The 23894-nt window shown below is 61.9% G+C and carries 22 protein-coding genes and 1 tRNA gene; 16 read left to right on the top strand and 7 right to left on the bottom strand.

Annotated elements, in window-relative coordinates; translation table 11 throughout:
• Positions 1-98 precede the first annotated feature (98 nt).
• A complete protein-coding gene (locus E3T39_RS07425) occupies positions 99-2132 on the bottom strand; it encodes a fructose-specific PTS transporter subunit EIIC (protein ID WP_134514080.1) in 2034 nt (677 codons plus the stop codon).
• Positions 2133-2393: 261 nt separating this feature from the next.
• Here E3T39_RS07425 and E3T39_RS07420 point away from each other — a divergent pair, with 261 nt between their 5' ends.
• On the top strand, positions 2394-3461 hold the full coding sequence (locus E3T39_RS07420) for an NAD(P)-dependent alcohol dehydrogenase (RefSeq protein ID WP_134514079.1): 1068 nt from the start codon (positions 2394-2396) through the stop codon (positions 3459-3461).
• Positions 3462-3574: 113 nt separating this feature from the next.
• Positions 3575-4552, top strand: coding sequence for an aldo/keto reductase (locus E3T39_RS07415; RefSeq protein WP_134514078.1), 978 nt, complete (start codon positions 3575-3577; stop codon positions 4550-4552).
• A gap of 4 nt (positions 4553-4556) precedes the next feature.
• Here E3T39_RS07415 and E3T39_RS07410 read toward each other — a convergent pair whose 3' ends face one another.
• Positions 4557-5435, bottom strand: coding sequence for a helix-turn-helix transcriptional regulator (locus tag E3T39_RS07410; RefSeq protein WP_134514077.1), 879 nt, complete (start codon positions 5433-5435; stop codon positions 4557-4559).
• A 303-nt stretch (positions 5436-5738) separates the two neighbouring features.
• Between E3T39_RS07410 and E3T39_RS07405 the strand changes: the two genes are divergently transcribed.
• Positions 5739-6464 carry an SDR family oxidoreductase gene (locus tag E3T39_RS07405; protein ID WP_198416104.1) on the top strand — a complete coding sequence of 242 codons (726 nt, stop codon included), beginning with the start codon at positions 5739-5741 and terminating at the stop codon, positions 6462-6464.
• A gap of 68 nt (positions 6465-6532) precedes the next feature.
• Here E3T39_RS07405 and E3T39_RS07400 read toward each other — a convergent pair whose 3' ends face one another.
• Positions 6533-7300: an MOSC domain-containing protein gene (locus tag E3T39_RS07400; protein ID WP_134514075.1), complete on the bottom strand. Its 768-nt coding sequence runs from the start codon at positions 7298-7300 to the stop codon at positions 6533-6535.
• A gap of 96 nt (positions 7301-7396) precedes the next feature.
• Complete coding sequence (locus E3T39_RS07395; protein ID WP_134514074.1) at positions 7397-8086, bottom strand: class I SAM-dependent methyltransferase; 690 nt, start codon at positions 8084-8086, stop codon at positions 7397-7399.
• A gap of 178 nt (positions 8087-8264) precedes the next feature.
• Between E3T39_RS07395 and E3T39_RS07390 the strand changes: the two genes are divergently transcribed.
• Positions 8265-9272, top strand: coding sequence for an NYN domain-containing protein (locus E3T39_RS07390; RefSeq protein WP_134514073.1), 1008 nt, complete (start codon positions 8265-8267; stop codon positions 9270-9272).
• 96 nt (positions 9273-9368) lie between these two features.
• Here the strand turns inward: E3T39_RS07390 and E3T39_RS07385 are convergent, their stop codons facing one another.
• Positions 9369-9869, bottom strand: coding sequence for a DUF6328 family protein (locus E3T39_RS07385; protein ID WP_134514072.1), 501 nt, complete (start codon positions 9867-9869; stop codon positions 9369-9371).
• A gap of 121 nt (positions 9870-9990) precedes the next feature.
• On the opposite strand from E3T39_RS07385, the gene E3T39_RS07380 reads away from it, so the two are divergent.
• The 12 genes from E3T39_RS07380 to E3T39_RS07325 all read left to right on the top strand — a co-directional run bounded on the left by E3T39_RS07380 (position 9991) and on the right by E3T39_RS07325 (position 20924).
• Positions 9991-10064 (top strand) — tRNA-Pro (locus E3T39_RS07380).
• Positions 10065-10250: 186 nt separating this feature from the next.
• Positions 10251-10490 carry a helix-turn-helix domain-containing protein gene (locus E3T39_RS07375; protein WP_241979581.1) on the top strand — a complete coding sequence of 80 codons (240 nt, stop codon included), beginning with the start codon at positions 10251-10253 and terminating at the stop codon, positions 10488-10490.
• Between the two features lie 4 nt (positions 10491-10494).
• Positions 10495-10830, top strand: a complete 336-nt coding sequence (locus E3T39_RS07370) for a hypothetical protein (protein WP_134514071.1) — start codon at positions 10495-10497, stop codon at positions 10828-10830.
• Positions 10831-10971: 141 nt separating this feature from the next.
• Positions 10972-12150: a hypothetical protein gene (locus E3T39_RS07365; protein ID WP_134514070.1), complete on the top strand. Its 1179-nt coding sequence runs from the start codon at positions 10972-10974 to the stop codon at positions 12148-12150.
• Positions 12147-12590, top strand: coding sequence for a hypothetical protein (locus E3T39_RS07360; protein ID WP_134514069.1), 444 nt, complete (start codon positions 12147-12149; stop codon positions 12588-12590). The genes E3T39_RS07365 and E3T39_RS07360 overlap by 4 nt, the downstream gene beginning before the upstream one ends.
• Before the next feature lie 1560 nt (positions 12591-14150).
• Positions 14151-16004, top strand: a complete 1854-nt coding sequence (locus E3T39_RS07355; protein WP_134514068.1) for a DUF262 domain-containing protein — start codon at positions 14151-14153, stop codon at positions 16002-16004.
• Positions 16005-16754: 750 nt separating this feature from the next.
• Positions 16755-17489, top strand: coding sequence for a J domain-containing protein (locus E3T39_RS07350; protein ID WP_134514067.1), 735 nt, complete (start codon positions 16755-16757; stop codon positions 17487-17489).
• Positions 17490-18052: 563 nt separating this feature from the next.
• Entirely contained in the window at positions 18053-18232 is a 180-nt protein-coding gene (locus E3T39_RS07345; RefSeq protein ID WP_134514183.1) for a helix-turn-helix domain-containing protein, read from the top strand.
• A 119-nt stretch (positions 18233-18351) separates the two neighbouring features.
• Positions 18352-19188 carry a tyrosine-type recombinase/integrase gene (locus E3T39_RS07340; protein ID WP_241979579.1) on the top strand — a complete coding sequence of 279 codons (837 nt, stop codon included), beginning with the start codon at positions 18352-18354 and terminating at the stop codon, positions 19186-19188.
• Complete coding sequence (locus E3T39_RS07335; protein WP_134514066.1) at positions 19185-19619, top strand: hypothetical protein; 435 nt, start codon at positions 19185-19187, stop codon at positions 19617-19619. Before E3T39_RS07340 ends, E3T39_RS07335 begins: the two co-directional genes overlap by 4 nt.
• Positions 19620-19888: 269 nt before the next feature.
• Positions 19889-20356, top strand: coding sequence for a hypothetical protein (locus E3T39_RS07330; RefSeq protein ID WP_241979578.1), 468 nt, complete (start codon positions 19889-19891; stop codon positions 20354-20356).
• Between the two features lie 100 nt (positions 20357-20456).
• Positions 20457-20924 carry an SRPBCC family protein gene (locus E3T39_RS07325; RefSeq protein WP_134514064.1) on the top strand — a complete coding sequence of 156 codons (468 nt, stop codon included), beginning with the start codon at positions 20457-20459 and terminating at the stop codon, positions 20922-20924.
• Between the two features lie 110 nt (positions 20925-21034).
• Here the strand turns inward: E3T39_RS07325 and E3T39_RS07320 are convergent, their stop codons facing one another.
• Positions 21035-22936 carry an ABC transporter ATP-binding protein gene (locus tag E3T39_RS07320; protein ID WP_134514063.1) on the bottom strand — a complete coding sequence of 634 codons (1902 nt, stop codon included), beginning with the start codon at positions 22934-22936 and terminating at the stop codon, positions 21035-21037.
• Between the two features lie 575 nt (positions 22937-23511).
• Positions 23512-23874 (bottom strand): hypothetical protein, encoded by a 363-nt coding sequence (locus E3T39_RS07315; RefSeq protein WP_134514062.1) that lies wholly within the window; start codon positions 23872-23874, stop codon positions 23512-23514.
• Positions 23875-23894 lie beyond the last annotated feature (20 nt).

The following is a 23894-nucleotide window of genomic DNA, read 5'->3' as shown; positions in this document are numbered from 1 at the left end:
CTCCCTCGATGTGAACCAGAATCCTGCGAGTGACGAGCGGATGCCGTGACAACGCGAGCGCACCGCCTCCGGCAGCCGCCGCGTCGTCGCGGTGCGTTCTAGGGTCGCTTCACGGCGGCGGCGACGGGCACCCCCACCTGAACGCTGAGCGCCTCGAGCACGTCGGCCGCAGTCTCAGCGGACTGGATCGCAGCCCGGAAGGCCGGCTTCATGAGCGCTCGGGAGAGCTGAGCTAACACCTTGAGGTGCTCGGTTCCGGCCGCAGCCTCCGGCACGGCGATCATAAAGATGAGCCGCGCCTTCGAGCCGTCGGGCGAGTTCCAGTCGATGCCGTCGCGGCTGCGCGCGAAGGCGAGAACGGGTGAACTCACGCCGTTGGACTTCGCGTGCGGGATAGCGATTCCGTCGCCGATACCGGTCGTCCCACTCGCCTCCCGGTCGAATGCGGCCTGTGCCACGAGTGCCTCGTCGGTTACCCGTCCCGTGCTGCTCATGAGCCCAGTGAGGGTGCGGATCATGTCGTCGCGGTCGGTATCCGTTGGGTCCAGCACGATCGTGCGCTCATCGATGTAGTCGAGAACCGTCTTTTTCACTGCGGGCGCGGGCTGGGGCTGCGCGGCGAGTGGCTGCGCGTCGGCCACAGCTGCACCGGCGACGGATGCTCTGGCCGATTCCCGCCGTACACCCCTGCGCGCTGAGATCCCAAGCAACAGAACCGCGACCAGCGCGGTCACAACCGACCCGAGGAGCATGGCCACGAAATACATGGGGATCCCGGAAACGGCGCCGAAGACGGCAACGATTGGTCCGCCGTGGGGCACAGCGTTGGTCACCGCAAATAAGGCGGCGATACCGCCGGCGATCGCCCCACCGATCATGTTGGCCGGGATGACCTGAAGCGGTTTGGCGGCAGCAAGCGGGATGGCTCCCTCGGTGATTCCGAAGAAACCGATGAAGAGGGCCGCGATGCCGGCCTCACGTTCGGGCTTGGAGAAGTAGCGACCACGGATGAGCGTCGCGATCCCCATGCCGAGGGGTGGCACGGCGATGGCAGCGGCGACCATTCCCATGGGCGCCGAGTTGCCCGCCGCGATAAGTGCCCCGCCGAAAAGGAACGCGGTTTTGTTGACCGGGCCGCCCATGTCGAAGCCCACCATGGCGCCTAGGATGAGGCCCAATACCACGACGCTGCCGCCCTCGAGGTCGGTCAGGAAGGTGGTCATGCTTTCGAAGACCCAGCTGATGGGCTGGCCGAGGGCGAGCACGAAAGCGCCGCCCACAATCACGGTTGTCAGCACCGGGATCACCAGGATCGGCATGATCGGGCGAATGAAGCGGTGCACCGGGATTTTCTTGATTCCGAGGGCCACGAAGCCGGCGAGGAAGCCGACGACGATGCCGCCGATGAATCCGGCGCCCGATTCAGAGTTGTAGAACGAACCGGTCGTGGCGATCCAGCCGCAGATCATCCCGGGGGCCAACCCTGGGCGGTCGGCGATCGCGTAGGCGATGAAGCCCGAGAGGATGGGCACCATGAGGGTGAACCCCAGCGCGCCGATACTGTTGATCGTGAACCAGAAGCTGTCTTCGGGGATGACCAGCCCTTGTGGGGTCGCGACTCCACCGAGCGAGAGAGAGACGGCAATCAGGAGTCCCCCGACGACAACGAACGGGATCATGAATGAAACGCCATTCATGAGTGACCGGTACAGCGTGGCACCGAAGTTAGAACCACCGGTCGGACGCGCCCCGGCCGTTGACCCGGGCGAAGCAGCCGTTCCGATGCGCGGCTCGGCGGCCAGGGCATCCGCAATGAGCTTGGCGGGGTGGTGGATGCCGTCGGCCACCGGCACGGAAATGAGGCGCTTGCCGTCGAAGCGGTCGAGGTCGATCTGGGTATCGGCCGCGATGACGATCGCATCCGCTCGGTCGATATCGGCCTGCGTGAACGTATTCTCGACTCCAACGGAACCGTGCGTCTCAACCTTCATGGAATAGCCCAGTTCAGCGGCGGACGCCTCGAGCTTTTCAGCGGCCATGTAGGTGTGGGCGATGCCCGTGGGGCAGGCGGTGATGCCGAGGAGGTGGATTGTTGGTGCAGTTGCGGGCGATTCACGCAATATTTCTGGCATTGCAGGCAGACCTTTCAAGAACCAATCGCCGTCCGACGACAGGCACGCAGACAAGATGCGATGTCTATTCAGAATAACTCTTTGAGCCTTGGGCACTGGCCGCAGCCTTCGCCGACCCGTGGGTAGGTCAGACAGTGCCACGTTCCAGCCACGATCAGGTCGGTGGCACCGCGTAACGTTGTGCGAGCGGATGTCACCGTCGACACGTGCTCCGGCACGGGGTTCCCTCGCATTTCATCTTCGGTACTGAAAGATTTATTTATGACGACCACCGTTCCTGCCCTCGCCGCCCCCGCGGCCAACCAGCCCCTCGTTCGCACCACGATCGAGTTGCGCACCCCCGGCGCCAACGACGTGGCGATCGACATCAAGTTCGCCGGCATCTGCCACTCCGACATCCACCAGGCTCGCGACGAGTGGGGCGTTGGCCTGTTCCCGATGGTTCCCGGCCACGAGATTGCCGGCATCGTCTCCGCCGTCGGCAGCGACGTCACCCGCTACCGCGTGGGCGACCGCGTCGGCGTTGGCTGCTTCGTCGACTCCTGCCGCGAGTGCGCCAACTGCCTCGCCGGCGAGGAGCAGTACTGCCTGAAGGGCGAGGTCGGTACCTACAACGACCGCAACCACGACGGCACTCCCACCAACGGCGGCTACAGCACCGCGATCGTCGTCGATGAGAACTACGTGCTCGGCATTCCCGACGGCATCGAGCTCTCCGAGGCCGCTCCCCTGCTCTGCGCCGGCATCACGCTCTACTCCCCCCTAACGAACTGGAAGGCCGGCCCCGGCAAGAAGGTCGCCATCCTCGGAATGGGCGGCCTCGGACACATGGGTGTGAAGATCGCCCACGCGCTCGGCGCCGAGGTCACCGTACTCAGCCAGACCCTCAGCAAGAAGGAAGACGGCCTGCGTTTCGGCGCAGATCACTACTACGCCACCAGCGACCCGACCACCTTCACCGAGCTCGAGAACCACTTCGACCTCATCGTGAACACCGTGGCCGCGAACCTCGAACTGGAGGGCTACCTGAAGCTGCTCGCCCTCAACGGCACACTCGTGCACGTCGGAATCCCCACCGAGCCCGACAGCGTGAAGATGGTCTGGCTCGCCGCCCAGCGTCGCTCCATCGCAGCCTCCAAGATCGGCGGCATCCGCCAGACCCAGGAAATGCTCGACTTCTGTGCCGCCCACGGAATCGGAGCCGACATTGAGATCATCTCGGTCGATCAGGTGAACGAGGCATACGAGCGTGTTATCCGCAGCGACGTGCGCTACCGTTTCGTTATCGACGTGGCCACGTTTGCGAACGAGACCCGCGCCGACGCGTAGGCGCCCCGACCTGCGCGGCATAAGCCGCGCAGGTCGATAAAAAACCCAGGTACGAACCGCCCCGGGCCGCAGATTTTAACGCGGCCCGGGGCATCCGTCATTAAAGGAGTCCCATGAAGTACGTGAAGTTCGCCAGCACCGGTCTGGATGTCTCGCCGGTGGCCTTGGGTTGCATGAGCTATGGCGAGCCGGAACGCGGCAACCATGCCTGGACGCTGACCGAGGAGACCAGCCGGCCGTTCATCCGTCAGGCCGTTGAAGCCGGGATCAACTTCTTCGACACCGCGAATGGGTACTCGGCCGGGTCAAGCGAAGAAATCCTCGGCCGCGCACTCAAGGAGTACGCGAACCGGGACGAGGTCGTTGTAGCGACGAAGGTCTACGCGCCCGTCGGCGAGGGCCCCAACCAGCGCGGCCTGTCACGCAAAGCGGTGCTGCAGGAGATCGATAATAGCCTGCGCCGCCTCGACCTCGACTACGTGGACCTCTACATCGTGCACCGTTTCGACCCATTCACTCCCCTCGAGGAAACGCTTGAAGCCCTGCACGATGTGGTGCGCTCCGGTAAGGCACGCTACCTGGGCGCCTCCTCGATGTTTGCCTGGCAATTTGCCAAGGCGCTGCGCCTGCAGCAGGTGAACGGCTGGACCCCGTTCGTGTCGATGCAGAGCCAGTACAACCTGATCAACCGAGAAGAGGAGCGGGAGATGTTCCCCCTCGCAGTGGATGCCGGCATCGGCCTCACCCCGTGGAGCCCGCTGGCGCGTGGAAAGCTCACTCGGGATTGGGACGAAACGACCGCCCGCACCGAGACGGACCTGTTCGGCCAGACCTTATACGCACAGGCAGAGGACGGCGATCGTGCTGTTGCATCGGTCGTCGCCGCAATCGCCGCTGAACGCGAAGTGCCGCGAGCGCAGGTCGCCCTGGCCTGGGTGTCGGGCAACCCCGCCGTGACGGCGCCGATCGTTGGCGCCACGAAGCCGCAGCACCTCGACGATGCCATCGCTTCGCTCGACCTAGAGCTCAGCGCCGACGAGCGCGCGCGCCTTGAGGCATCGTATGTTCCGCGTCTGCCCGAAGGGTTCTAGACCTTCAGCGAAAGGACTCGAGCGCGGCGGCATCCGTCTGATCTGTGCGCCAGGAGGCCAGAATGCGCAGCGCGTCGCTTGAGGCCGACTCCGGCTGGGTGCTGTAAACGAAGAGTTGCTGGTCTGGTTCGCCCGGAACCGGGAAGGTCTCGTAGTCCACATCGACCCGGCCCACGATCGGGTGCACGAAGCGCTTCACGCCGAACGTGCACTCCCACACGCGGTGCTGACTCCACCACGCGCGAAATTCGTCGCTCTTGACGGTCAACTCACCGATCAGCTCATTGAGGGCCCGGTCGTTGGGGTGAGACCGCGCATCGTGACGGAGCATAGCCGCCACATCGCACGCCACGATCTCCCAGTCCAGGTACAGCGTGCGCGCCGACGGGTCGAGGAAGGTCCATCTGGCCATGCTGCGCCCGAGTCCCGAGCTCTTCGTGAAGTCCTTCAGCAGCAGCTTGGCGAGGTCATTCATGGCCAGCACATCCATGCCGACGCCGAGCACGAATGCCGGCTGCGTCGTGAAGGAATCCATGATGGTGCGCACCGACGGCCGAACCGCGTGGGTGCGCCGCCGCTGCTGGATGCGACCGCCGGTCGAGGCGGATAACAGCGAGAACAGGTAGCTGCGCTCCGCCTCATTCAAGTGCAGCACCCCGGCGAGCGCATTGACAACGGCATCGGATGCCTGCGTCACCCGGCCCTGTTCCATACGCGCGTAGTAGTCAACGCTCACACCGGCTAGGCCGGCTACTTCATCACGGCGCAGTCCGGGTACCCGTCGGGCGGCCGCGTGGGGGTTGACCGGCAGGCCGACATCGGCCGGCGTCAGGCGGGCCCGGGCTGAGCGCAGAAAATCCGCGAGGGTATCTTTGTCGTCCATCACTCCAGTATCTCCCGCCACCGCGCGTCGAAGTTGGGAGGCGGCCCGACAACTGGCGTTTATGCTCCGAAAATGCCGACACGGCGGCCCGCCCGTCGTCGATCAGGAGCTCAGCGTATGGGCAGCGGCGAGCGCTGCTGGCTGGAATCATGAACTGTACAATTGAGTATTCGTGCAAGTCTGGGCTCTCCAGCGTCTGTCGGGTGTAAAGCTGCACCGTGTCTTCTGTTTCCACCGCCTGATGGATCAGCGCCGGGTCGCCATTCTTGCCTCCTCACGAGCAAGAGAGCCACACACATGAAAATGCAGGATCTGACCGCAAAAATCGCTGTTATCACGGGAGCCTCCAGCGGAATTGGAGCAGCCGCAGCGCGTCTTCTGGTCGAAGAGGGTGCCCACGTCATCCTGGTCGCCCGGCGCGTGGAACGGTTGCAGGAGCTGGCCACCGAGCTCGGAGACTCCGCCACGGTTATGCAGCTCGATGTCGCGGATGCCGCCGCGGTCACTGCGATGTTCGCCACGATCAAGAGTCGTTTCGGTGGGGTGGATCTGCTCTTCAACAACGCCGGCCTGGGCATCAGCTCGCCATTTGAAAGCAGCGACCCCGCTGACTGGAAGTCAATGATCGATGCAAACCTGTATGGCGTGCTGAACTGCACCCAGGCGGCCATCCCGCTCATGCGCGGTCGCGCCGGCGCAATGATCTGCTCCGTTTCGAGCGTCGGCGGCCGATACGGCGCAGCAACCTGGTCGGTGTACAGCGCGACGAAGTATGCCGTCGTCGGTTTTCACGATGCCCTGCGCAAAGAACTTGGCGAAGAGGGAATCCGCGTCTCAGTTCTTGAACCGGGCGCCGTCTGGACCGAGTTCGGCGAGAACGTCAGCGATGCCCTCCTGACCCGCCGCACCCAGCTGGAAGCGATGCAGTCCGAAGACGTAGCCCGGGCCTTGGTCTTCGCTTTTGCGCAGCCGGCCAATGTGCTCATCCAGGAGATTCTCATGCGCCCGGTCAAGCAGATCGCTCCCTGACCTGTTGCCGCTTCGAGGCCGGCACCGATACGATCCACGGACAGTGTCGCTGTGAGCCCGGCCTCCCGTCAGCTACCGGGAACTAATCGCACCTGGTCGCCGCAGCCGACACTTCCCGGGCGAATGACCTGGGCGTAGACGCCGAATGGAATGTCACTCCCATTCAAGCGGGCGAGGGTCTTCAGCAGGTTCGTGCCGCGCGCGCCGGTGTCGGGCTCCAGATCGATGACCGCGCAGCGAGGAATGCCGGCGCCCACGAGCAGGCGTGCGCTGCCCACGTCGAGTTCACGACCAGCCCAGGAATCTTCAACCTGTGCAGCCGCGTCGCCCGTGTCAATTGTGAACGTCGCCCGAAACCGGCGAGCATCAACGGTCGTGGCCGCCTCATCGGCGAGCCGGCGAAGCGAACTCGTCGTCACGATGGTGACGGAGTCGCCGTAGACCACGCCGCCTGGGGCGTTGATCTGTGCCACAGCAACATCCTTCCCGAGCAAACGAGAGAATGCCCGGGCCCACGGCCCGTCAATCACCTGCATGCCAACGGAGCGACCCCAATAGTCGAGTGTGACATTTTGACCGTTGAACTCGGGTTTCGCGGCAATCTGCTGCCCGCCGATGTTGACCGACAACTCCCCGTCATGCCACCGGGCTCGGCAGGTGATCAATAACGGATGCTCAACGGTTTTCAACACGCGGCCGTTCGCGAGGTCAACGACCGCGAAGAGCCGGTCCCCCACCGGACCGTATGCTTCGAGCAGCACGTTTTTGCGCGTCGTGTGTGGGCCGCCCTTGAGCGCCGACAGGCCAATGTCGCGAATCTGCATAATAGTGATCACCCTATCGGCAGACTGCTCGCGGGCCGGGGCTGCCCAAAGTACTTGCCAAACCTCGCTGCGACCGCGGAGCGCCGGCCACAATCTACACGTGGCCGATCAGCGCAGTCGTCGAGCCCGCAGGACAACGTCGTGGGTGTGATGCGACCCGGCACCGGACGCTACATGGCGCGGCCGGGTCTCATCGACCTCAACCTGCCAGTTGTCGTCCAGCAGCGCAGCGACCTGGGCCGGGCCCACATAGTCGTCGGCATGAAAACCGTGGGCCGCGGCCTCCTCTTCCGTCGGGGCGGGGTGATGCACAAAGAGCAGCACACCATTGAGGGCGACCGCCGCGAGCAACGCGTGCTCGGCAACATTCTCGTCGGTGCGCAGCAACGCGGGGTACTGCGCAGAAACCAGATCGAAGGTTGCCGGCGGTAGCGCCGCCTCGACCAGGCCGGCGTGTAGCCAGTTCACCTGCACTCCGCGAACGGCGGCCTGGGCGGCTGCCCGGTCGAGCGCCACCCGCGACACGTCCAGCGCGGTGACGCGCCACCCGTGTTCCGTCAGCCAGAGGGCATCCGCTCCTTCGCCGCAGCCGACGTCCAGCGCGCGGCCGGCCGGTAATCCTTGCACCTCAGTCAGCAGTGTCGCGTTCGGCTGCCCGCTCCACAGCTGTGCCATGTCGGCGTAGCGTTCGTCCCAGAATTCCTCGACCGTGCCGGGATCGCGAGGGGCGTGAACAGCGGATGCCGCCTCCGCATCGTGGTCGGTCTCGATGGGTGAGGTCTCGTTCGTGTGCTTCATGGTTCAAGCATCCGTCTTTCACCGGTTCTCAACAAATTCTGGTGGCCCACGACGCCTCATGGCAGCAGTCGATTGCTGGTGCAAGTGGGAAGCCGAGTTGCCTTGCCCCCGCCGCGCGGCGCAGACTGGACATACCGGATCGCAACTGAGTCTTCCGCCTGTGGCTAAGGAGCTCACTATGACTGAACCCAACGATGCGCGCGTCGGCCTCTATATCGACTTCGACAACATCGTCATCTCGCGTTATCAGCAGTTGCACGGGCGTAACGCTTTTCAGCGCGACGGCATCCGTGATTTCAATAAGTCGAGTCCGAATGCCGACCCCGAGGTCGCCGCACGGCTCGCCGCCGCGACGGTGGACTTCAACGCCATCATCGACTTTGCAGCGTCGTTTGGCACCTTGGTTGTGAACCGTGCCTACGCCGACTGGTCAGTGCCCGTCAATGCGAGTTACCAGCGCCAACTCATGTCTCGCGCGGTAGACCTAACCCAGCTGTTCACCACGACCACCCGCGGAACCAAGAACGGTGCCGACATCCGTTTGGCCGTCGACGTGGTCGAAGACCTCTTTCGACTGCCCGACCTGACCCACGTGATCATCATCGCCGGCGACTCCGACTACATCGCCCTCGCCCAAAAGTCGAAGCGGCTCGGTCGCTTCGTGGTCGGCATCGGCGTTGCGGGCTCAACGAGCACCTCACTCGCCGCTGCGTGCGACGAGTTCGAGGACTACGACTCGCTGCCCGGAATTGGCAAGGCGACCGTCACGACCATTACGGAAAGGCCCAAGGCCAGCAGGAAGGCCCCGGAAGCTGCCGAGATTGCACCCGAGCCGGCGCCCATCCAGGCCCGTCTTTTCGCCACTAATCCCATGTTTTCGCACACCGAAGACGCGCAGTTCGACGAGCCTGAGGCCGGCGACGATATTGACCCACAGACGCTGGCCACGGAGCTCCTGGTGCGTGCGCTGCAGATCGGTCACGCTAAGGGTGACGCCGACGAGTGGCTCAACACGGGCACGATCAAAAATCAGATGCGCCGCATGGACCCCTCCTTCAACGAGAAGCCGCTCGGCTTCCGGTCTTTCACCGACTTTCTCTCCTCGCGCAGCGACCTGGCCGAGCTGAAAGAGGATGGCCCGCAGCGGCTCATCCGACTGCGCCCCGAAGCTGAAATCAGACGCTAAGTCCGGCGGGGCGCGCAGCCGGCCGAATAGCCGCGCTTCTAGATGGCGAGGCCGAGCGAGGCGCGCTGGCCTGCGGGCAGCTCCCCCAGCATCCGCTCAACGATGTTGTGAGGTTCGATCAGGCCGAGCGGCTCTCGGAAGGAGAACCCAGATCGCGATGATGACGAGGAGTGTTGCGCCACCCGCAATGAAACCGGCGCCTCTCGAAACGACGACATCGAAAATGAGCAGCACGACGCCGGCAACGACGAGCCCGAGCACACCCAGAGTGGCGATGAGCAACCGATGGGCGGTGGCGACCAGCTCGGCCTTGGCCTTCTTACGGAACAGGGTTCGATGCAGGCTCACGGGGGCCAGACCCAGGATCGTGCTCACGGCCGCCAGCACCACGAGCACGAGGTAGATGAAGACTTGATCACGGTCGAGGTCGGTGAATCTGTTCTGAAAAGCCAGCGTCAAGAGAAAACCCGTGATGATTTGGGTACCGGTCTGCGTGACTCGGAGCTCTTGGAGCGTGTCGCTCCAATTGCGATCGAGGCGCTCAACGGGTGATTCGTCTCGACCGTCGTTGGGATCCGCATCCGCTGTCTCTGTCATGAGCAGATGCTAGCGCTGGTGAGCGTTCAGACGTTGTGTTCAAGAGGACTCCCATTAGGCGGTAAGCTCTTACAGTTGTCTTCCGCAGGTTTTGAGAGTTGAAATCGCGTTGTGGAAGTAGCGGGCTGTGGCGCAGCTTGGTAGCGCACTTGACTGGGGGTCAAGGGGTCGCAGGTTCGAATCCTGTCAGCCCGACATTTACCAAAAGTCCCGGAAACTCAAGGGTTTCCGGGACTTTTTAGGTTAAAGAATTGATCATCCCATCGAAAACCCATCAAAAACCCCTCCGAGATTGCCCTCTGGCGGCTCAGGCGCGCGAGACGACCACGTCACATTTGTTCCCCTTTGATTGCTTAGGTACGCCGGTCGCACCTACGGAATATGAACACGAACGAAAACAATTCAACCGCCGTCTCGTTGGAGCCGCTGATGGATGTCGCCGAGCTGGCGAACTACCTCGGCATCCCGGTCTCGACCGTCTACGACTGGCGCGTGCACGGCAAAGGCCCCGTCGCGTACCGGTTCGGCAAGCACCTGAAATTTGCGATCTCAGACGTGCGCTCCTGGATGGCACAGCAGCGCGAACCGTCTGGGCAGCCCCGCACCCCTGCTCGGCGGTGAACTGATGTCGCGGCCGCGTCAGACGATCGGCACCTTCGGCGACATCATCACCCGCATCAGGCCGTCGGGCCAGTTCGAGGCGCGAACCCACTACCGGGATTGGAATGCCCAATCTCGCCGAGTGCAGGCCACGGGCGCCACTGCAAAGGCAGCCGAGCGCGCGTTGAAGGGCAGAGTCGCTGACCGGAGTCAGGTACAGCCAAAGAACGTCTTTCTGACTCCAGACAGCCCGTTCCCTGACCTGGTGACGTTCTGGTTGGACGACAACGAAGGGGAGGATCGAATTTCCAAGACCACCCGCATTCTGTATGAGCGCAACATGCGCACGCTCGCATTATGAGGTGTTTCCGGCAGCTCACACGGCATGCTTGCACCAATGCTGGCCCTATGGGGGGTGCTCGTCAGGTGTGTCGACTGGGCAGCGGAATCTGATAGCCCATATGTTTTGAAGTTGGGACAAATTCCACGAGGGAGGGCCGTGATGACAGTTGTTTTGACACTGAAGGGAACGCCGGTGACTCTTGAGCGAAAGGTCTTCGTCGCCTTGTTCAAAAACTCAGTCGTGTCCGAGCGCGCCGGCGTGAACCACGCGCTTAAAGGGAGACCTCTTCCGTTCAATGAATTTCTCCAGCTCGCCAGACAGGCGGAGATCCCGTATCCGCTATTTTTCGCCCCACTGAGCGTTGTCGAGGCTCAAATCAAGCTGAAAACCAAGAAGCTCATGTCAGGCTTCACCAAAGCTTCGTTCTCGATGCACTCTCGTCACCGAGTCGAATTGTGCGATGTCGAGCTCATCGTCAAGGATTTACTGCGCAAGCAGGAACTGCTCCGTGTCAACGACGCCAGCTTGGTCAAGAATCCCATTGTCGGACTCCTTAGGAATTCGCGTGGGACAGTGCAAGACGACGCGAACCGCCTGATGGACGCCATCAGCTTGACAGGAGCCGACATTCGAGCGGCAAAGAACAAAGAAGCTGCCCTCGAGTTGCTGATCGTCCGACTTGAGGCCAAACAGATCTTCGTGTCACGCAGCGCAAAGGACCATATGCCGCAGGGAATGCCAAGGCACGCGAAGTTCAGCGGGATGACGATCAAGGATAAGAAAGTTCCGTTTATTTTCCTGGCCACCGGAGACGAAGGCGAGCACTTGGAACCTGCTGGTCGCAAGCTTTTCACTCTCGTTTTACTGACGGTCCTGATCGCGCGCGAGACTTTCGCCCCGGTCAACTACAACGGCCATACCAAGGACGAAACGTCTCCGTTGGAGTACCAACTCACTGCAGAACTATTGATGCCAGCAGGAATAGTTCAAGCCATGCGCTTCCCCGATCTCCAAGCGGTGAAAGATGCTGCTGACGAGTTCAAGGTGACACCAAGCGCCATTGCAATGCGTGCACGCCGACTTGGTTGCATAACAAGAGAGGTTTTTGAAAACTACATGGATGCGCTGAAGGCGGAGTACGGGCTCCGAACGAAGTCACAGGCGCGGAGCCCGCGGGCGGTAAACGCCCTCAAGAAGTACAACGGCCTTGAGTGTTCAAGACGGATGCTCGCGATGTTGGATGCCGGGCAACTAAACAGAACCGAATTTCGACGGATTGCACTTTTGAATAAGATTTCCTCTTCCCAGATCGACGAGTTCAGGGCGGCCGTCGGTTGAATGAGACCAAGTATCTTGTTGACAACAACGCGCTTGTCGCATTGAAAGGCGATCGAATCCGCACAGACTTCTTCCACGCATTCTGCCGAGTGACCGCTGACGTGTTGTTCGAGGCCGACCTGAATCCAGAGCAGGCGGCGATCGCTCAGATCGCACACGAGCCCACACCAGAGGTTCTTGAGCAAATTCGTGCGGTCATGGGCACCGTGCTGCCCGGCGACACGCGACTGATCGACCTCTATAAGAACAAGGGCGCTGCTGACCCGGGGCTAATTGCCTTGATCCTTGCAACAATTGCAGCCGGCGATGGAATGTTCTTCTCCGATACTTGGGTGCTTGTCACTAATGACAACGCAGTCACCGCCAAGGCCACTGAGTTTGGTGTTGCGTCGATCAAGCCGGGAGACCTTGCGGCGCTTATTGATGGCTCCCGAACGTAAGGAGCACCGCGGTTTGCACCGCGCAACGGTGTGAGTTTCGACTGTCGAACGCCCTGCTTTGGTCCGAAACGAGAAGCCTGCCCCCGACCAGAGATTCTAGTTGTGCGTGGCCAGTAGAAATTTCGTCTTTACGGCGACATACCAGCGGCGCGATTCGGGCCCCGAACGGCCGTCGCCACTAAATACGAGTAGCTCGACCGCTAGCTTTTGGCCGGCGGGTGGACGCCCATGTGAATCAACGCACTGCCCGTCCTGTCGTCCAGTTTTGCATCCTTTTCCGTCCAGCCCGCGGCCGTCGTCCCAGGGTTTAGGCAGGAGCCGCGTTCCACCGGATCGGTAGTTGCAGGTCCCTACCCGAATAGCGCTGGCGGGTCGGCGCGGGAACGCCAAAGCGGCAGCTCGTCGCAACGCACCAGAGGCCTCGCGATGCGGCGCTGGGGTCGCGAGATGAGTTCGCCAGTTTCGTTGGGTCCGTAGACACCGCGGTTCCAACGGCCGGAAGATCAACAGATCGTTCACTCCGCCACCCTTCGGCCTGGATGCGCATGGATGCGCCGGGTGATGTGGGAACCTAAGTAAAAACGGACGCGGTCTGGTCAATTCCCAAGGTTCGAAAGGTCACGGTCGCGCTGTGTCGACGCTCTTTGAAAAGTAGCCCGTGGGCGCTGACAGTTTCAAGCGGTCAATGCAAGAACGGCGGCGTTGAAGACCTCATGAGGATTCTGCCACTTCAATGCTCTGCGTGGTCGATTGTCGCGCCCGTCTCTTCCAAGGGAGTGACAAGCCGGCGCCATCGATGTCGGCTGGCTGGCATCCGCCTGAATGTCTTATCGTGAGCTGAACCTAGCCGACAAGTCCGTGGGGCTTTTTCCGACCCGCTCTGCAGACTCAAGGACAAGGTGGTCCCACCACTTTTCACGACCGCGGGTTCGTTTGGAAGTGACATGCCAAGCATGGCAGCTAGAGCACGGATGAATTCCAACGGGGAGCGATTCGCCTCCGCGGGAGCGAACGGCGTGCAGCGCTTTGGCGGCGGCGCGGGGTGAGCGGTACGGGCGCTTGATGCATTTGGTGGTTGGCACAGCAGTGCAATCCCTTCCTGGATGGGGTTGGGGCCTGCACTGCAGTGGCCAGACTGCGCTAGGCGTCGATGCCCGGCGGTCAAGATGAAGCTATCAGACCTCGAGGCAAGAGGGCCAGCGCACGGTCGCTTTACCGGCGTACCTAGGCCGAGCGGGTTTCGGCCGTGCTGACATAACCGCACTTATCGGCAGGGCAGGAACGGCCGACTCATGTTGCTGATTCCAAGGGCAAGGGTCGCGAAGAAGGTTGCAGTACCACCGGAGCGCTGTAAAAATGCGACTCCGCGACGCCCTGTCGCATTGCTCCGTTAACAGGAATCGGCAACTTCGGCCCGGGTATCCAGAAGATGAAGAACCCGAAGGTCAAAATCATCAACCACTGGCCCGAGTCATCGCCGGGCAAGCCGGCGGCACCCGCAGCGCAGAAACCAAAAGCGACGGGAAGGGAAATGTGAGGCTCTCCCGATATGGTCAAATAGTGCAAGCAAACACCTACCCACTGAGCCAAATCCTTTTGCCGGACCGCCGCTATCTGATTCCCACATTTCAGCGTGACTACGAGTGGAGCCGCGACGGACAGTGGGAGCTGCTTTTTGAAGACCTTGCGGCGACAGCGGATCGTCTCATCGACGTACGCACGAGCGGCGCGACTGACTCCGCACTGCTCGCGAGGGAAACGACCGTGTCGCCGCACTTTCTGGGCGCGATAGTTGTGGCCTCGGTCCTCTCTCCCGCGGGCGGAATCACGTTGCGATCTGTCATTGACGGGCAGCAGCGCCTCACTACAGCCCAGTTGCTAGTTCGCGGCGTACTCGACGTCCTCACGGCCGAGGGCTCCCTGAAGCAGCATCAACTTCGCGAGATGCTCTTTAACAAGGAGTACCTTGTTGTGGCCAAAGAGGAGAAGTTCAAGCTCTGGCCTCGCCGAAATGATCGTCTAGTTTGGCCGATTGCGATCGATGACGCCATACCTTCGTATGACGACTCGGATCACCTCTATCTTCAGGCGCGATCGTTCTTCGCGACGAAGACACGCGAGTACGTTGCCGACGACGAGGGCGTCGATACCCTGCGAGTGGACGCACTCGCTGATGCCCTATCTACGCTCTTCAAGCTGGTTGTCATCGATCTCGAAGACAACGACGATGCGCAGGTCATTTTCGAGGTGCTGAATGGTCGGCAAACGCCACTGTCAGCAATCGACTTGGTAAAAAATCTCTTGTTTCTCCGCGGCGAGCTGGCCGCCGCCGACGTCGAGACGCTGTACGACAAATACTGGGCCCATTTCGACGACATCTGGTGGAAGGAAGAAGTCGGCCGCGGCCACGCCCAGCGTGGACGCCGAGACGTCCTCCTTTCCGTGTGGCTTACAGCTGAACTGGGCAAAGAAGCAAGTGTCAGCCACCTATACGCCGAGGCACGTGCATATCTCAACGACGGACCGAGCACAGAAGAAGTGCTTCAAAGTCTTGCTCGCTTCTCCACCGCGTATGAAGCAATCTATGGCCACATTACGGTGGCCGAAGTTGAACTCAAAACGGCCTACGAGCGGATACGAAACCTCGACATTGCAACGGCTGTCCCGCTCCTAGCTTGGCTGCGGGCGGTACCTCTTGACCGGCTTACTTCGGCGGATCACGTACGCGCTGTTCATGCGATCGAGTCCTGGGCCCTGCGTCGTGCATTTCTCGGACTCCAGACGCGTGGGTATGGGGCGCACTTGACCCGTGTGCTGAATGATGCCAAACGGGCCATTGAGGCTGAGAGCGATGTCGCCAACGCGATCATCGATTCCCTCCAACGAGGTGCGCACGCGTGGCCGACTGACCGCGAGGTAGGAGCTGCGTTTCGAGACAATCGTTTCTACGGGTATATCGGTCAACCTCGAATAGCGTTGCTGCTATCGGCGATCGACGTACATCTTCGAAGGAATGACCCCCACCAGCCGTCCGCAAGCATCGACTACTCCAAACTTCAGGTCGAACACGTGATGCCGCAGTCCTGGGAATCGAACTGGCCATTCTTGGAGAAAGGTATGCCGATAATGAAAGACGAAAACGATCCAACCTGGCTGAACGCTAGCGATGAGCGCAATCGAGCAGTGAATCGCCTCGGCAACCTGACACTCGTCACAGGATCATTCAATAGACATCTTTCAAATGTTGCGTGGTCAGTGAAACGAACCGAGTTCGCGAAGCAGAACACGCTAGTCAGCAACTTCGCTGTCGCTAATAGCGATTCGTGGGATGAGAGCCGCATCAGTGCCAGAGCGCTCGAACTTGCAACAGTCGCGACAGAAATATGGCTCTCGGCTGACGCTTTGCGCGCGTAGCTCTTGCCATAATCCGCGAAAACTCTCTCTCGTCGTCATCCGCGGAACGGTCCTATTATTTTGACGGAGTGGCCGTCAGGTCAGCGGTCGAGGTTGCCTCGATCAATGCGATGCGGGCCGCGTCAAGGGCCGGGCGAGTGCAGGATAACGCCGGTTCACGAGTGCTGGCATTTAGCTAGCTCAACAGTTGAGAAGCGCGCGTTGACTTGCGAGTCCCCACTCGCAACGTCCAATCCACTAGCCTCACCTTATGCCCGACGATTCCGTGCTCACTAACGATCTTCCCCTCCTGTTTCAGACCCCTCCTAATTGGCCAACACCGTCAGCGGCCTGGGTTACCGGCCACTTAGGCTTTCCATCTCCGCTGGGGTGGATTCCAAATCCTGGCTGCCCTCAAGCTCCGTTGGGATGGGTGTTCTGGCGCAAGAACGAAGCCGTATGGCCGGGATTTGCCCGGAAGCATCTCGCGCCGGCCCACCGGTCCATTTGGATTGGATCAGTATTCCTTGTTGGCGGTATTGCACTCACCCTTGCGGGCCATGCGGCCGCAACAGAATCAGGAGGCGGAGTCTCACTGGTCTTCTGGGGTGCCATTGTCTGGGGCCCGATCCAGATTATCCGGGGCTCAATGCGAATCAGACAGATCAACGTTCAACTCATGAACAACATTCGGCAGGCTGCCCTCACAATCAAACACGACCTGGATCTGGTTGCGTACCAAGAATATCTAAAGTCGAAGGGAACACGTTTATGACCCCCGACACCGCTGCAGCGATCCTCAATATCAGTACCTCGTCACCCCGAACGGAGATCGACAAGGCGTTCAGGCTGCGCTCACGCATGTCGCACCCAGATAGATTCGCCGGAGCGCCCGCAGCAGACATCAGAGCTGCAACAGCAGAGTTCGTCCGCGTCACCGAAGCCCGAAACGTCCTCCACTCACATTTGCTCGCACCCGAACCTCGCCCGCCGCAACCGCAACCGATGAGCTTTGAAGACTTTGTCCGCGTCCGTGATGCCCAGGCCTGGTCGGTGAATCCCCGCACCACACCCCAAGCGCGAGCCGATTCGACACCACCAGAAAGTGGAATAAGCGGAGGCTGGGTAGCACTGATCCTCATCATCATCGTCTTGATAGTTGTGGGCGTAGGCGTCAGCCAATCGACAACTACTGAACAAGATAATGCTGGCAATGCCACGTCAAATGTCGATATTTACGACAGCGTTCTTCAAGAAGATCTGGATGAGGCAGCCACCGCCCGTCTGTGCTCAGCCGAGAATGGGTGTTGGTCATGGACGCTTACCTCGGAAACAGATTGTCAGGCCGCTGAGGTGACTGTGGAATTCTCTGAAACCCTGGACGGAGATCCTGTCAGTTCCCATTCACAGGTCGTGACACTTGTCGCGGATCTCCCAGTTGAGTTCGTTGACCCAGGGAACGGCGAATCAGCAGAATGGGCAGCGATCACCGCAATCGTGTGCTAGCGCCTCCATCAGCGCGAACTGGGCAGGTCCGATCGTGCCGGGATGGTTGCCGGGGGGCCGCCCGAATGTGATCTACGCGACGGATGCTGACTTCGACGCGAAGCGATCCCGCTATCCCACCTCAAACAAGCTGCATTTGTCTTTAACACCGCTGAGCCGCGAATGAAATCGCGATTCGCACTCGATCCGATCTGAGCAAGCCAGAGATCGTGCCCCGGCAGCGCTGGAGGAAAAGAATGGGGACTGCAGAGGAAAATGAATTCCACAGTCACCGACCATCCGCGCCCTGCTGGGTTCCGCAAACAGCCCACAGATACCAAAAGTCCCGGAAGCTCAAGGGTTTCCGGGACTTTTTAGGTTAAAGATTTGATTAAGTCATCACTACGTCTTCACTTTCAGCGTTCCAGAGCCGGTGATTCGGCTCTGTCGTCCGAGGCACCGACGTCGGTTTCGGTACCTCCCGATCGTTCGGGATCGTCGTGCACACCTTCTGGGCATGAGTATCCACGACGACAAGCTAACCTCCCCTCCCACCGACGACTGGGGGCTCGAACGTTGCCGAGCTGGCGGCCTACCTGGGCATCCCCATCTCCACGGTCTACGACTGGCGGGTGCACGGCAAAGGCCCCACGGCCTACCGGTTCGGCAAGCATCTGAAGTTTGCCATCTCCGACGTGCGAGCCTGGATCGCCCAGCAGCGCGAGCCCTCCTCCAGCGAGCCCAGGCGCACCGATCGGCGGTGAGCTGAGATGGCCCGGCAGAGGCCCACGATCGGCACCTTCGGCGACATCAACACCCGCCAGACACCGACCGGCAGGTACGCGGCGCGAACCCGCTACCGGGACTGGGACACGCGCGCCTGGTGCAAGCCACCGGTGTCACGGCCAACGCCGCCGAGCGGGCGTTGAAGGCCAAGCTCGCCGACCGGGACCTGTTCCAACCCGCCGACACGGCGCTGACGCCCGACAGCCTGTTCAAAGACCTGGTGACGTACTGGCTGGACGACATCGACTTGGAGGATCGCATCTCCCGGACCACCCGCAACGTGTACGAGCGCAACATGCGCACCCTGGTCTCACCGAGCTTCGACAACTTGGCGCTGCGGGAGATCGGCGTGGCCCGGTGCGACAAATTCATCAAGCAACTCGCGAAGCTCTCTTACAGCCGAGCGAAACAGGCGCGGGTCGTGCTGCGGCTGGCATTGGAACTGGCCGTGCGGCACGAGGTACTCCCCCGCAACCCAATGGACCATGTCTCCCGCCTCCACCGCGAGCCACACGTGCCAAATGCCCTCACCGCCCCAGAGGTGAATGTCATCCGCGCGGCGATCGCGCAATGGGAGAGCGCCGCCAACCATATCTCTGGCCCCAAACCCGATGGCCAGCTCGGCGCGATCATCGAGGTGATGCTCGGAACCTCGGCCCGGATCGGTGAGGTCCTCGCCATCCGACGCCGGGACATTGACATCACCAGTGCCGTGCCCTCCATTCGTCTGGCCGGAACCATCGTCAGTCGCAACGGCGAACTGACCTTCCGGCAAAACCATCCCAAAACCGCGCAGTCCACGCGTGTTGTGGCACTGCCGACATTCACCGCCGACGCCGTGCGCCGGCGGCTCGCCAAATTCGGGAGCCTGGGCCTGGATGGGCTGCTGTTTCAGTCCCGCGACGGCACTCCATTGACGACCGCGAACGTGTGAGCGACCTGCAGAAATTCAACATCCAACGAATGACCTCGACCCAGTGCGTCCGGTGTGGCGCGGCGCTGCCGCCGGCCGCGATCACCGGACGACCGCGCGTCTTTTGTGGACCTGCCTGCCGCAAAGCGGCACACGACGACAGACGGGCTCGTAAACCGGAGGCATTTCACGTGCGAATTGTCGACCGCACTGTCGTGGAGACAGTCGAGAAGATTCGGACCATCGATGAAGGGCACGACATCACCGAGTGCGTCCGACAGGTCTGCGGATCACCCCGGGCGATTGCGAATGTCCTCGTCGCTCTGAATGGGTTGGTCCGCTCGGACACATTGCTGCTGGACAACAAGGGGGCTCCCGCACTGCGTTTGATCGTCGACTTGAACCGCGCCATTCAGAATACTGCTGAGCGCGCAAGCCGGCCGCGCCGCTGACGCCGAGATCATCGCGGTACCGGAGCACGGAAAGGATGAAACTCAGGCTTGCGGCATCTTGCCAGATTCCGTCTAGAGAAAGCACGCAGCGGTGTGTTGTCGGATAGCGTCGCGTATTTCGCGGTTCGCGGGCTTGTCCATCTGTGGAGGTGCGCACGCGCAAGCACTTCCATGGCTACGGTTGTAACGAGCACAGTGATTGAGAGCGCGTGATGACGTACAGCGTAATTCGAGTTCGCGCGACGCCTAGTGCCTCGCGCTCAGGGCACATGGGTGGCGTGGTCGTGGTTGCTGGTATCGCGGTGGCCGCGTGGATCTCTTTCGGCCGCCACCTCTTCGGGATCGGTGGCGACCTCACCATCATCTACGCGGCGACGCTGGGTGTGATTTTTGCCGCCTTGCTGGTGTTCACGGGGCTCGCGGTACGACGCACGGCACGTCGAGGGTTCGAAACTCGCGCGATAACATACGTGTTTTTTCTTGTATCAGGCGTTATCGGACTCTTGTTGGGGCTCACGCTTCCAGATTCAACACCTCGCGGTTTGCAGACAATCATCAGCGGACCCACACAGCCTGCGTTGGATATCGCTATTGGTATCGCGAACCCCCTGGGCGTTATCGGAATCGCGACCGCGATCATTGCGCTCGTGCTTTCGATTCGCGATTCGCGCGGGCGAATCACGCTTGTTGAGTCTTGGAGCGACGAGGATGACGGCGCTCTTGTCGACCCCGCGTAGCGGCAATTCGTTGCATCGACGCCGCTCCTAAAAGACCCACGTGCAGCGCGTCAGGCCGGAAACACCGTCTAAGAGACAGCCTCCACCTAGGCTGAGCAGTATGACGGTCGAACAGGTTGAGCAAGGGCCTCGCCAAGTCGCGCGCACTGTTGAGGTGCCGGCCTCGGCCGAAGACGTCTTCGCGTTGGTGGCTGATCCGCACCGTCACGGTGAGCTGGACGGATCGGGCACCGTCGGCGGTACGGTGTCGGGTCCGCGGCGGCTCACCCAGGGCGCAAAATTCTCGGTAGCGATGAAGCAGTTCGGCGTCCCCTATCGCATCACCAGCACGGTGACGCGCATCGAAGACGGTCGGCTTGTAGAGTGGCGTCACCCCGCGGGACACCGGTGGCGCTGGGAACTCACGCCGCTCACGCCCACGTCTACGCGCGTTACTGAGACGTTTGACTACAGCACCGTCCCAGCCGTTCAGGGAAAGGTCTACGAGCTGCTCGGCTTTCCTCGGCAGAACGCCGCCGGCATCGAAGCCACCCTTCGCCAACTCACGTCGCGCTCCGCCCACGCTTGACGTGAGGCCATCGGGCCGGAGTCGGTTACGCGGCCGTGATTACCAGCGCCACCGACTCATCGGTCGTCCGGCTCAGGCGCCGGACCGCATGGTGGCGAAGTGCTCAGTGACTAGATCCCGCTTAGCGCTTCCGCATCCGCCGCAACATTCTTCTGCACGGCGAACTGGGTCCGGTGCAATTCCTCGTACCGCCCACGCACAGCCAGCAGTTCCTCGTGCGTACCGCGCTCCACGATCGAGCCGTCCTCAACCACGAGGATCAGGTCCGCGCTGCGGATGGTGGAGAGTCGGTGTGCGATCACCATCGCTGTCCGTCCCTTGAGCGCCTCGCTGAGCGCCGCCTGCACGGCGGCCTCAGACGTCGAGTCCAGCGCCGCCGTCGCCTCGTCGAGGATGACGACGCGCGGCTGGGCGAGCAGGAGCCTCGCGATGGTCATCCGCTGGCGCTCACCCCCGGACAATCGGTAGCCACGCTCGCCCACCATGGTGTTCAGCTGGTCGGGCAGGGACCGGATGAGCGGCTCCAGCCGCGCACGGCGGACGGCGTCCCACACCTCATCGTCGGACGCTTCCGGCCTCGCGAGGCGCAGATTGGAGAGGATGGTCTCGTGGAACAGGTGGCCGTCTTGCGTCACCATGCCCAGGGTGTGCCGCGTGGAGGCGAACGTGACGTCGCGGATATCCGTCCCCGCGAGGCGCACGGCGCCGCTGTCGACGTCGTACAGGCGCGAGAGGAGCTGCGCGATCGTGGATTTGCCGGCACCGGACGAACCAACGAGGGCAACGGTCTGACCCGGCTCGATCCTGAAGGACACGCCGTGCAGCACCTCCTCGCCGCCGCGGGTGTCCAATGTGGAAACCTCCTCGAGAGACGCGAGAGATACCTTGTCCGCGGACGGGTAGGCGAAGCGCACGTTGTCGAACTCGACGGACACCGGGCCTTCGGGCACGGAGACGGCGTCGGGCTTCTCCTTGATGAGCGGGTCAAGGTCGAGCACCTCGAAGACGCGCTCGAAGCTGACCACCGCGCTCATGATCTCCACCCGTGCGTTTGCGAGGCCGGTGAGCGGCGCGTAGAGGCGGGTGAGGAGGAGCGCCAGGGTGACCACGTCACCGGTGTTCAGCTGGCCGGCTAGTGCGAGGGCGCCGCCGAGCCCGTACACGAGCGCGAGGGCGAGAGCGGAGACGAGCATCAGTGCGGTGTAGAAGACGAACTGCAGCATTGCGGCGCGCACCCCGATGTCGCGGACACGGGCGGCGCGGACGCGGAACTCCTCGGCCTCCTCGTCGGGCCGGCCGAACAGCTTGACGAGGGTGGCGCCGGGCGCTGAGAAGCGCTCGGTCATCTGCGTGCTCATGGCGGAATTGTGGTCGGCGGCCTCGCGGCGGAGCGCGGCGAGGCGGCTTCCCATGCGGCGGGCGGGTACCAGGAAGATGGGGAGCATAATCACGGCGAGAACCGTCACGAGCCAGGACGTGCTGAGCATGACGACCAGGGTGAGGATCAGCGCCACGACGTTCGTGACCACACCGGACAGCGTGCCGCTGAAGGCCTGCTGAGCGCCGATCACATCGTTGTTGAGGCGGCTCACGAGGGCGCCCGTTCGTGTGCGGGTGAAGAACGCGATCGGCATCTTCTGCACGTGGTTGAAGACGGCGGTGCGGAGGTCGAGGATCACGCCTTCACCGATCCGCGCCGAGTACCAGCGCGTCACGAGTGACACGGCGGCGTCGGCCACCGCCACGAGCGCGATGACGACGGCGAGCCACACAATCGTGGTGACCGCGCCCTGGGCGACGATGACGTCGACCACCTGGCCGGCGAGTACCGGCGTCGCGACCGCGAGGAAAGCTCCCACGGTGGAGAGGGTGATGAAGATCAGCAGCTTAGACCGGTAGGGCACCGCGAACGTCATGATCCGCCGCACGGACTCACGGGAGAAGCCGCGTTTGCTGTCCCTGGCGGTAGAGATCTTGTGCAGCGAGCTCCAGGCCGCGCCTTCCATGCTCATGGTGGTTCCTTTCGTTCGTACTAGGACAAGTTTAGATAACGAGTTGCCCGAGCTCGGTGTTCTCCCCAGTGGCGGCGAACCGGGGCTTCTTTCATGAAACGGCTCGGCCGGCAACGAGCGCGTGGGCGGGGTTTACAACGCGGCTGCCGAGGCGATGCGCGGTGCGCCGGTCAGCGTCGGCAATGACATACGCCCGCCAAAGCGGTTTACAAGGTCATCATTTACCCATCACATTCATCACTAAATGACCCAAAACGATGACGTACAATTGGAGGCAGCGAACCCCGGTTCCCTGCAAACACAAGGGAATCCGAGGGTTTTCGGAGACATTCGGCAACGACCAAAGGGCCGTTCGCGAAACTGTTCACGAAACGGCCCGGTCGGAACAAAGAAATCGCTCCTGGGGATTCTCAGGGGCGATTTCTGGTTTAAGCGGGGTATTCGTGGGGTTGTGTTGGCGATTCGTCGACCGAGACCGTGTCGCCGGTGGTTTTTTGTGTTTTGGGGCGCGTCAGATTGTTCGGAATGCGGGGAGGCGTGCCCTCTTGGGCGGTAGTGGCGGCGTATGTGGCCGTTTAGGTTCTTCGCGGTGGTCCGCCGGTCTCGTCGCCGTCTGATCGTTTGGGTTTAGTGGGTCGCTCTACATCGGACGGGTAGGTGTCCGTGTAGGCGTTGTGGAATTCGCGATCGCGGCGTCGCTGAGGGGCGAAGCGAGGTTCACCGTTGACCTGCTTCTTGGCCTCGTCTTTGATCTTGTCGCTCATAAAGGCCGCGATCTTGCGCAGGTTGAAGTTGGTGAGCAGCATCGTGACGATGATTTGAGCGGCACCAAAGCCGCGGACGCGGCGGCGGCTGGCAGATTCGATGTCTTCGGTGCCGCCGCTCTTCACCTGGTAGTTGAGCGATTCGATGCTGTTTCGCGCGTGGGTATGGAACACTGCCCATTCCTTGCTTCCGT

Source organism: Cryobacterium suzukii, assembly GCF_004403185.1.
Taxonomy (GTDB): Bacteria; Actinomycetota; Actinomycetes; order Actinomycetales; family Microbacteriaceae; genus Cryobacterium; species Cryobacterium suzukii.
This window is presented reverse-complemented; position numbering and strand designations above follow the sequence as displayed.

Coding starts and splice junctions, on each gene's coding strand:
- E3T39_RS07320 (WP_134514063.1), bottom strand. CDS start 22,936: ATGAGCATGGAAGGCGCGGCCTGGAGCTCGCTGCACAAGATCTCTACC.
- E3T39_RS07405 (WP_198416104.1), top strand. CDS start 5,739: ATGCAGGATCTGACCGCAAAAATCGCTGTTATCACGGGAGCCTCCAGC.
- E3T39_RS07375 (WP_241979581.1), top strand. CDS start 10,251: ATGAACACGAACGAAAACAATTCAACCGCCGTCTCGTTGGAGCCGCTG.
- E3T39_RS07390 (WP_134514073.1), top strand. CDS start 8,265: ATGACTGAACCCAACGATGCGCGCGTCGGCCTCTATATCGACTTCGAC.
- E3T39_RS07350 (WP_134514067.1), top strand. CDS start 16,755: ATGACCCCCGACACCGCTGCAGCGATCCTCAATATCAGTACCTCGTCA.
- E3T39_RS07325 (WP_134514064.1), top strand. CDS start 20,457: ATGACGGTCGAACAGGTTGAGCAAGGGCCTCGCCAAGTCGCGCGCACT.
- E3T39_RS07395 (WP_134514074.1), bottom strand. CDS start 8,086: ATGAAGCACACGAACGAGACCTCACCCATCGAGACCGACCACGATGCG.
- E3T39_RS07330 (WP_241979578.1), top strand. CDS start 19,889: ATGGGTGGCGTGGTCGTGGTTGCTGGTATCGCGGTGGCCGCGTGGATC.
- E3T39_RS07385 (WP_134514072.1), bottom strand. CDS start 9,869: ATGACAGAGACAGCGGATGCGGATCCCAACGACGGTCGAGACGAATCA.
- E3T39_RS07425 (WP_134514080.1), bottom strand. CDS start 2,132: ATGCCAGAAATATTGCGTGAATCGCCCGCAACTGCACCAACAATCCAC.
- E3T39_RS07410 (WP_134514077.1), bottom strand. CDS start 5,435: ATGGACGACAAAGATACCCTCGCGGATTTTCTGCGCTCAGCCCGGGCC.
- E3T39_RS07415 (WP_134514078.1), top strand. CDS start 3,575: ATGAAGTACGTGAAGTTCGCCAGCACCGGTCTGGATGTCTCGCCGGTG.
- E3T39_RS07370 (WP_134514071.1), top strand. CDS start 10,495: ATGTCGCGGCCGCGTCAGACGATCGGCACCTTCGGCGACATCATCACC.
- E3T39_RS07365 (WP_134514070.1), top strand. CDS start 10,972: ATGACAGTTGTTTTGACACTGAAGGGAACGCCGGTGACTCTTGAGCGA.
- E3T39_RS07420 (WP_134514079.1), top strand. CDS start 2,394: ATGACGACCACCGTTCCTGCCCTCGCCGCCCCCGCGGCCAACCAGCCC.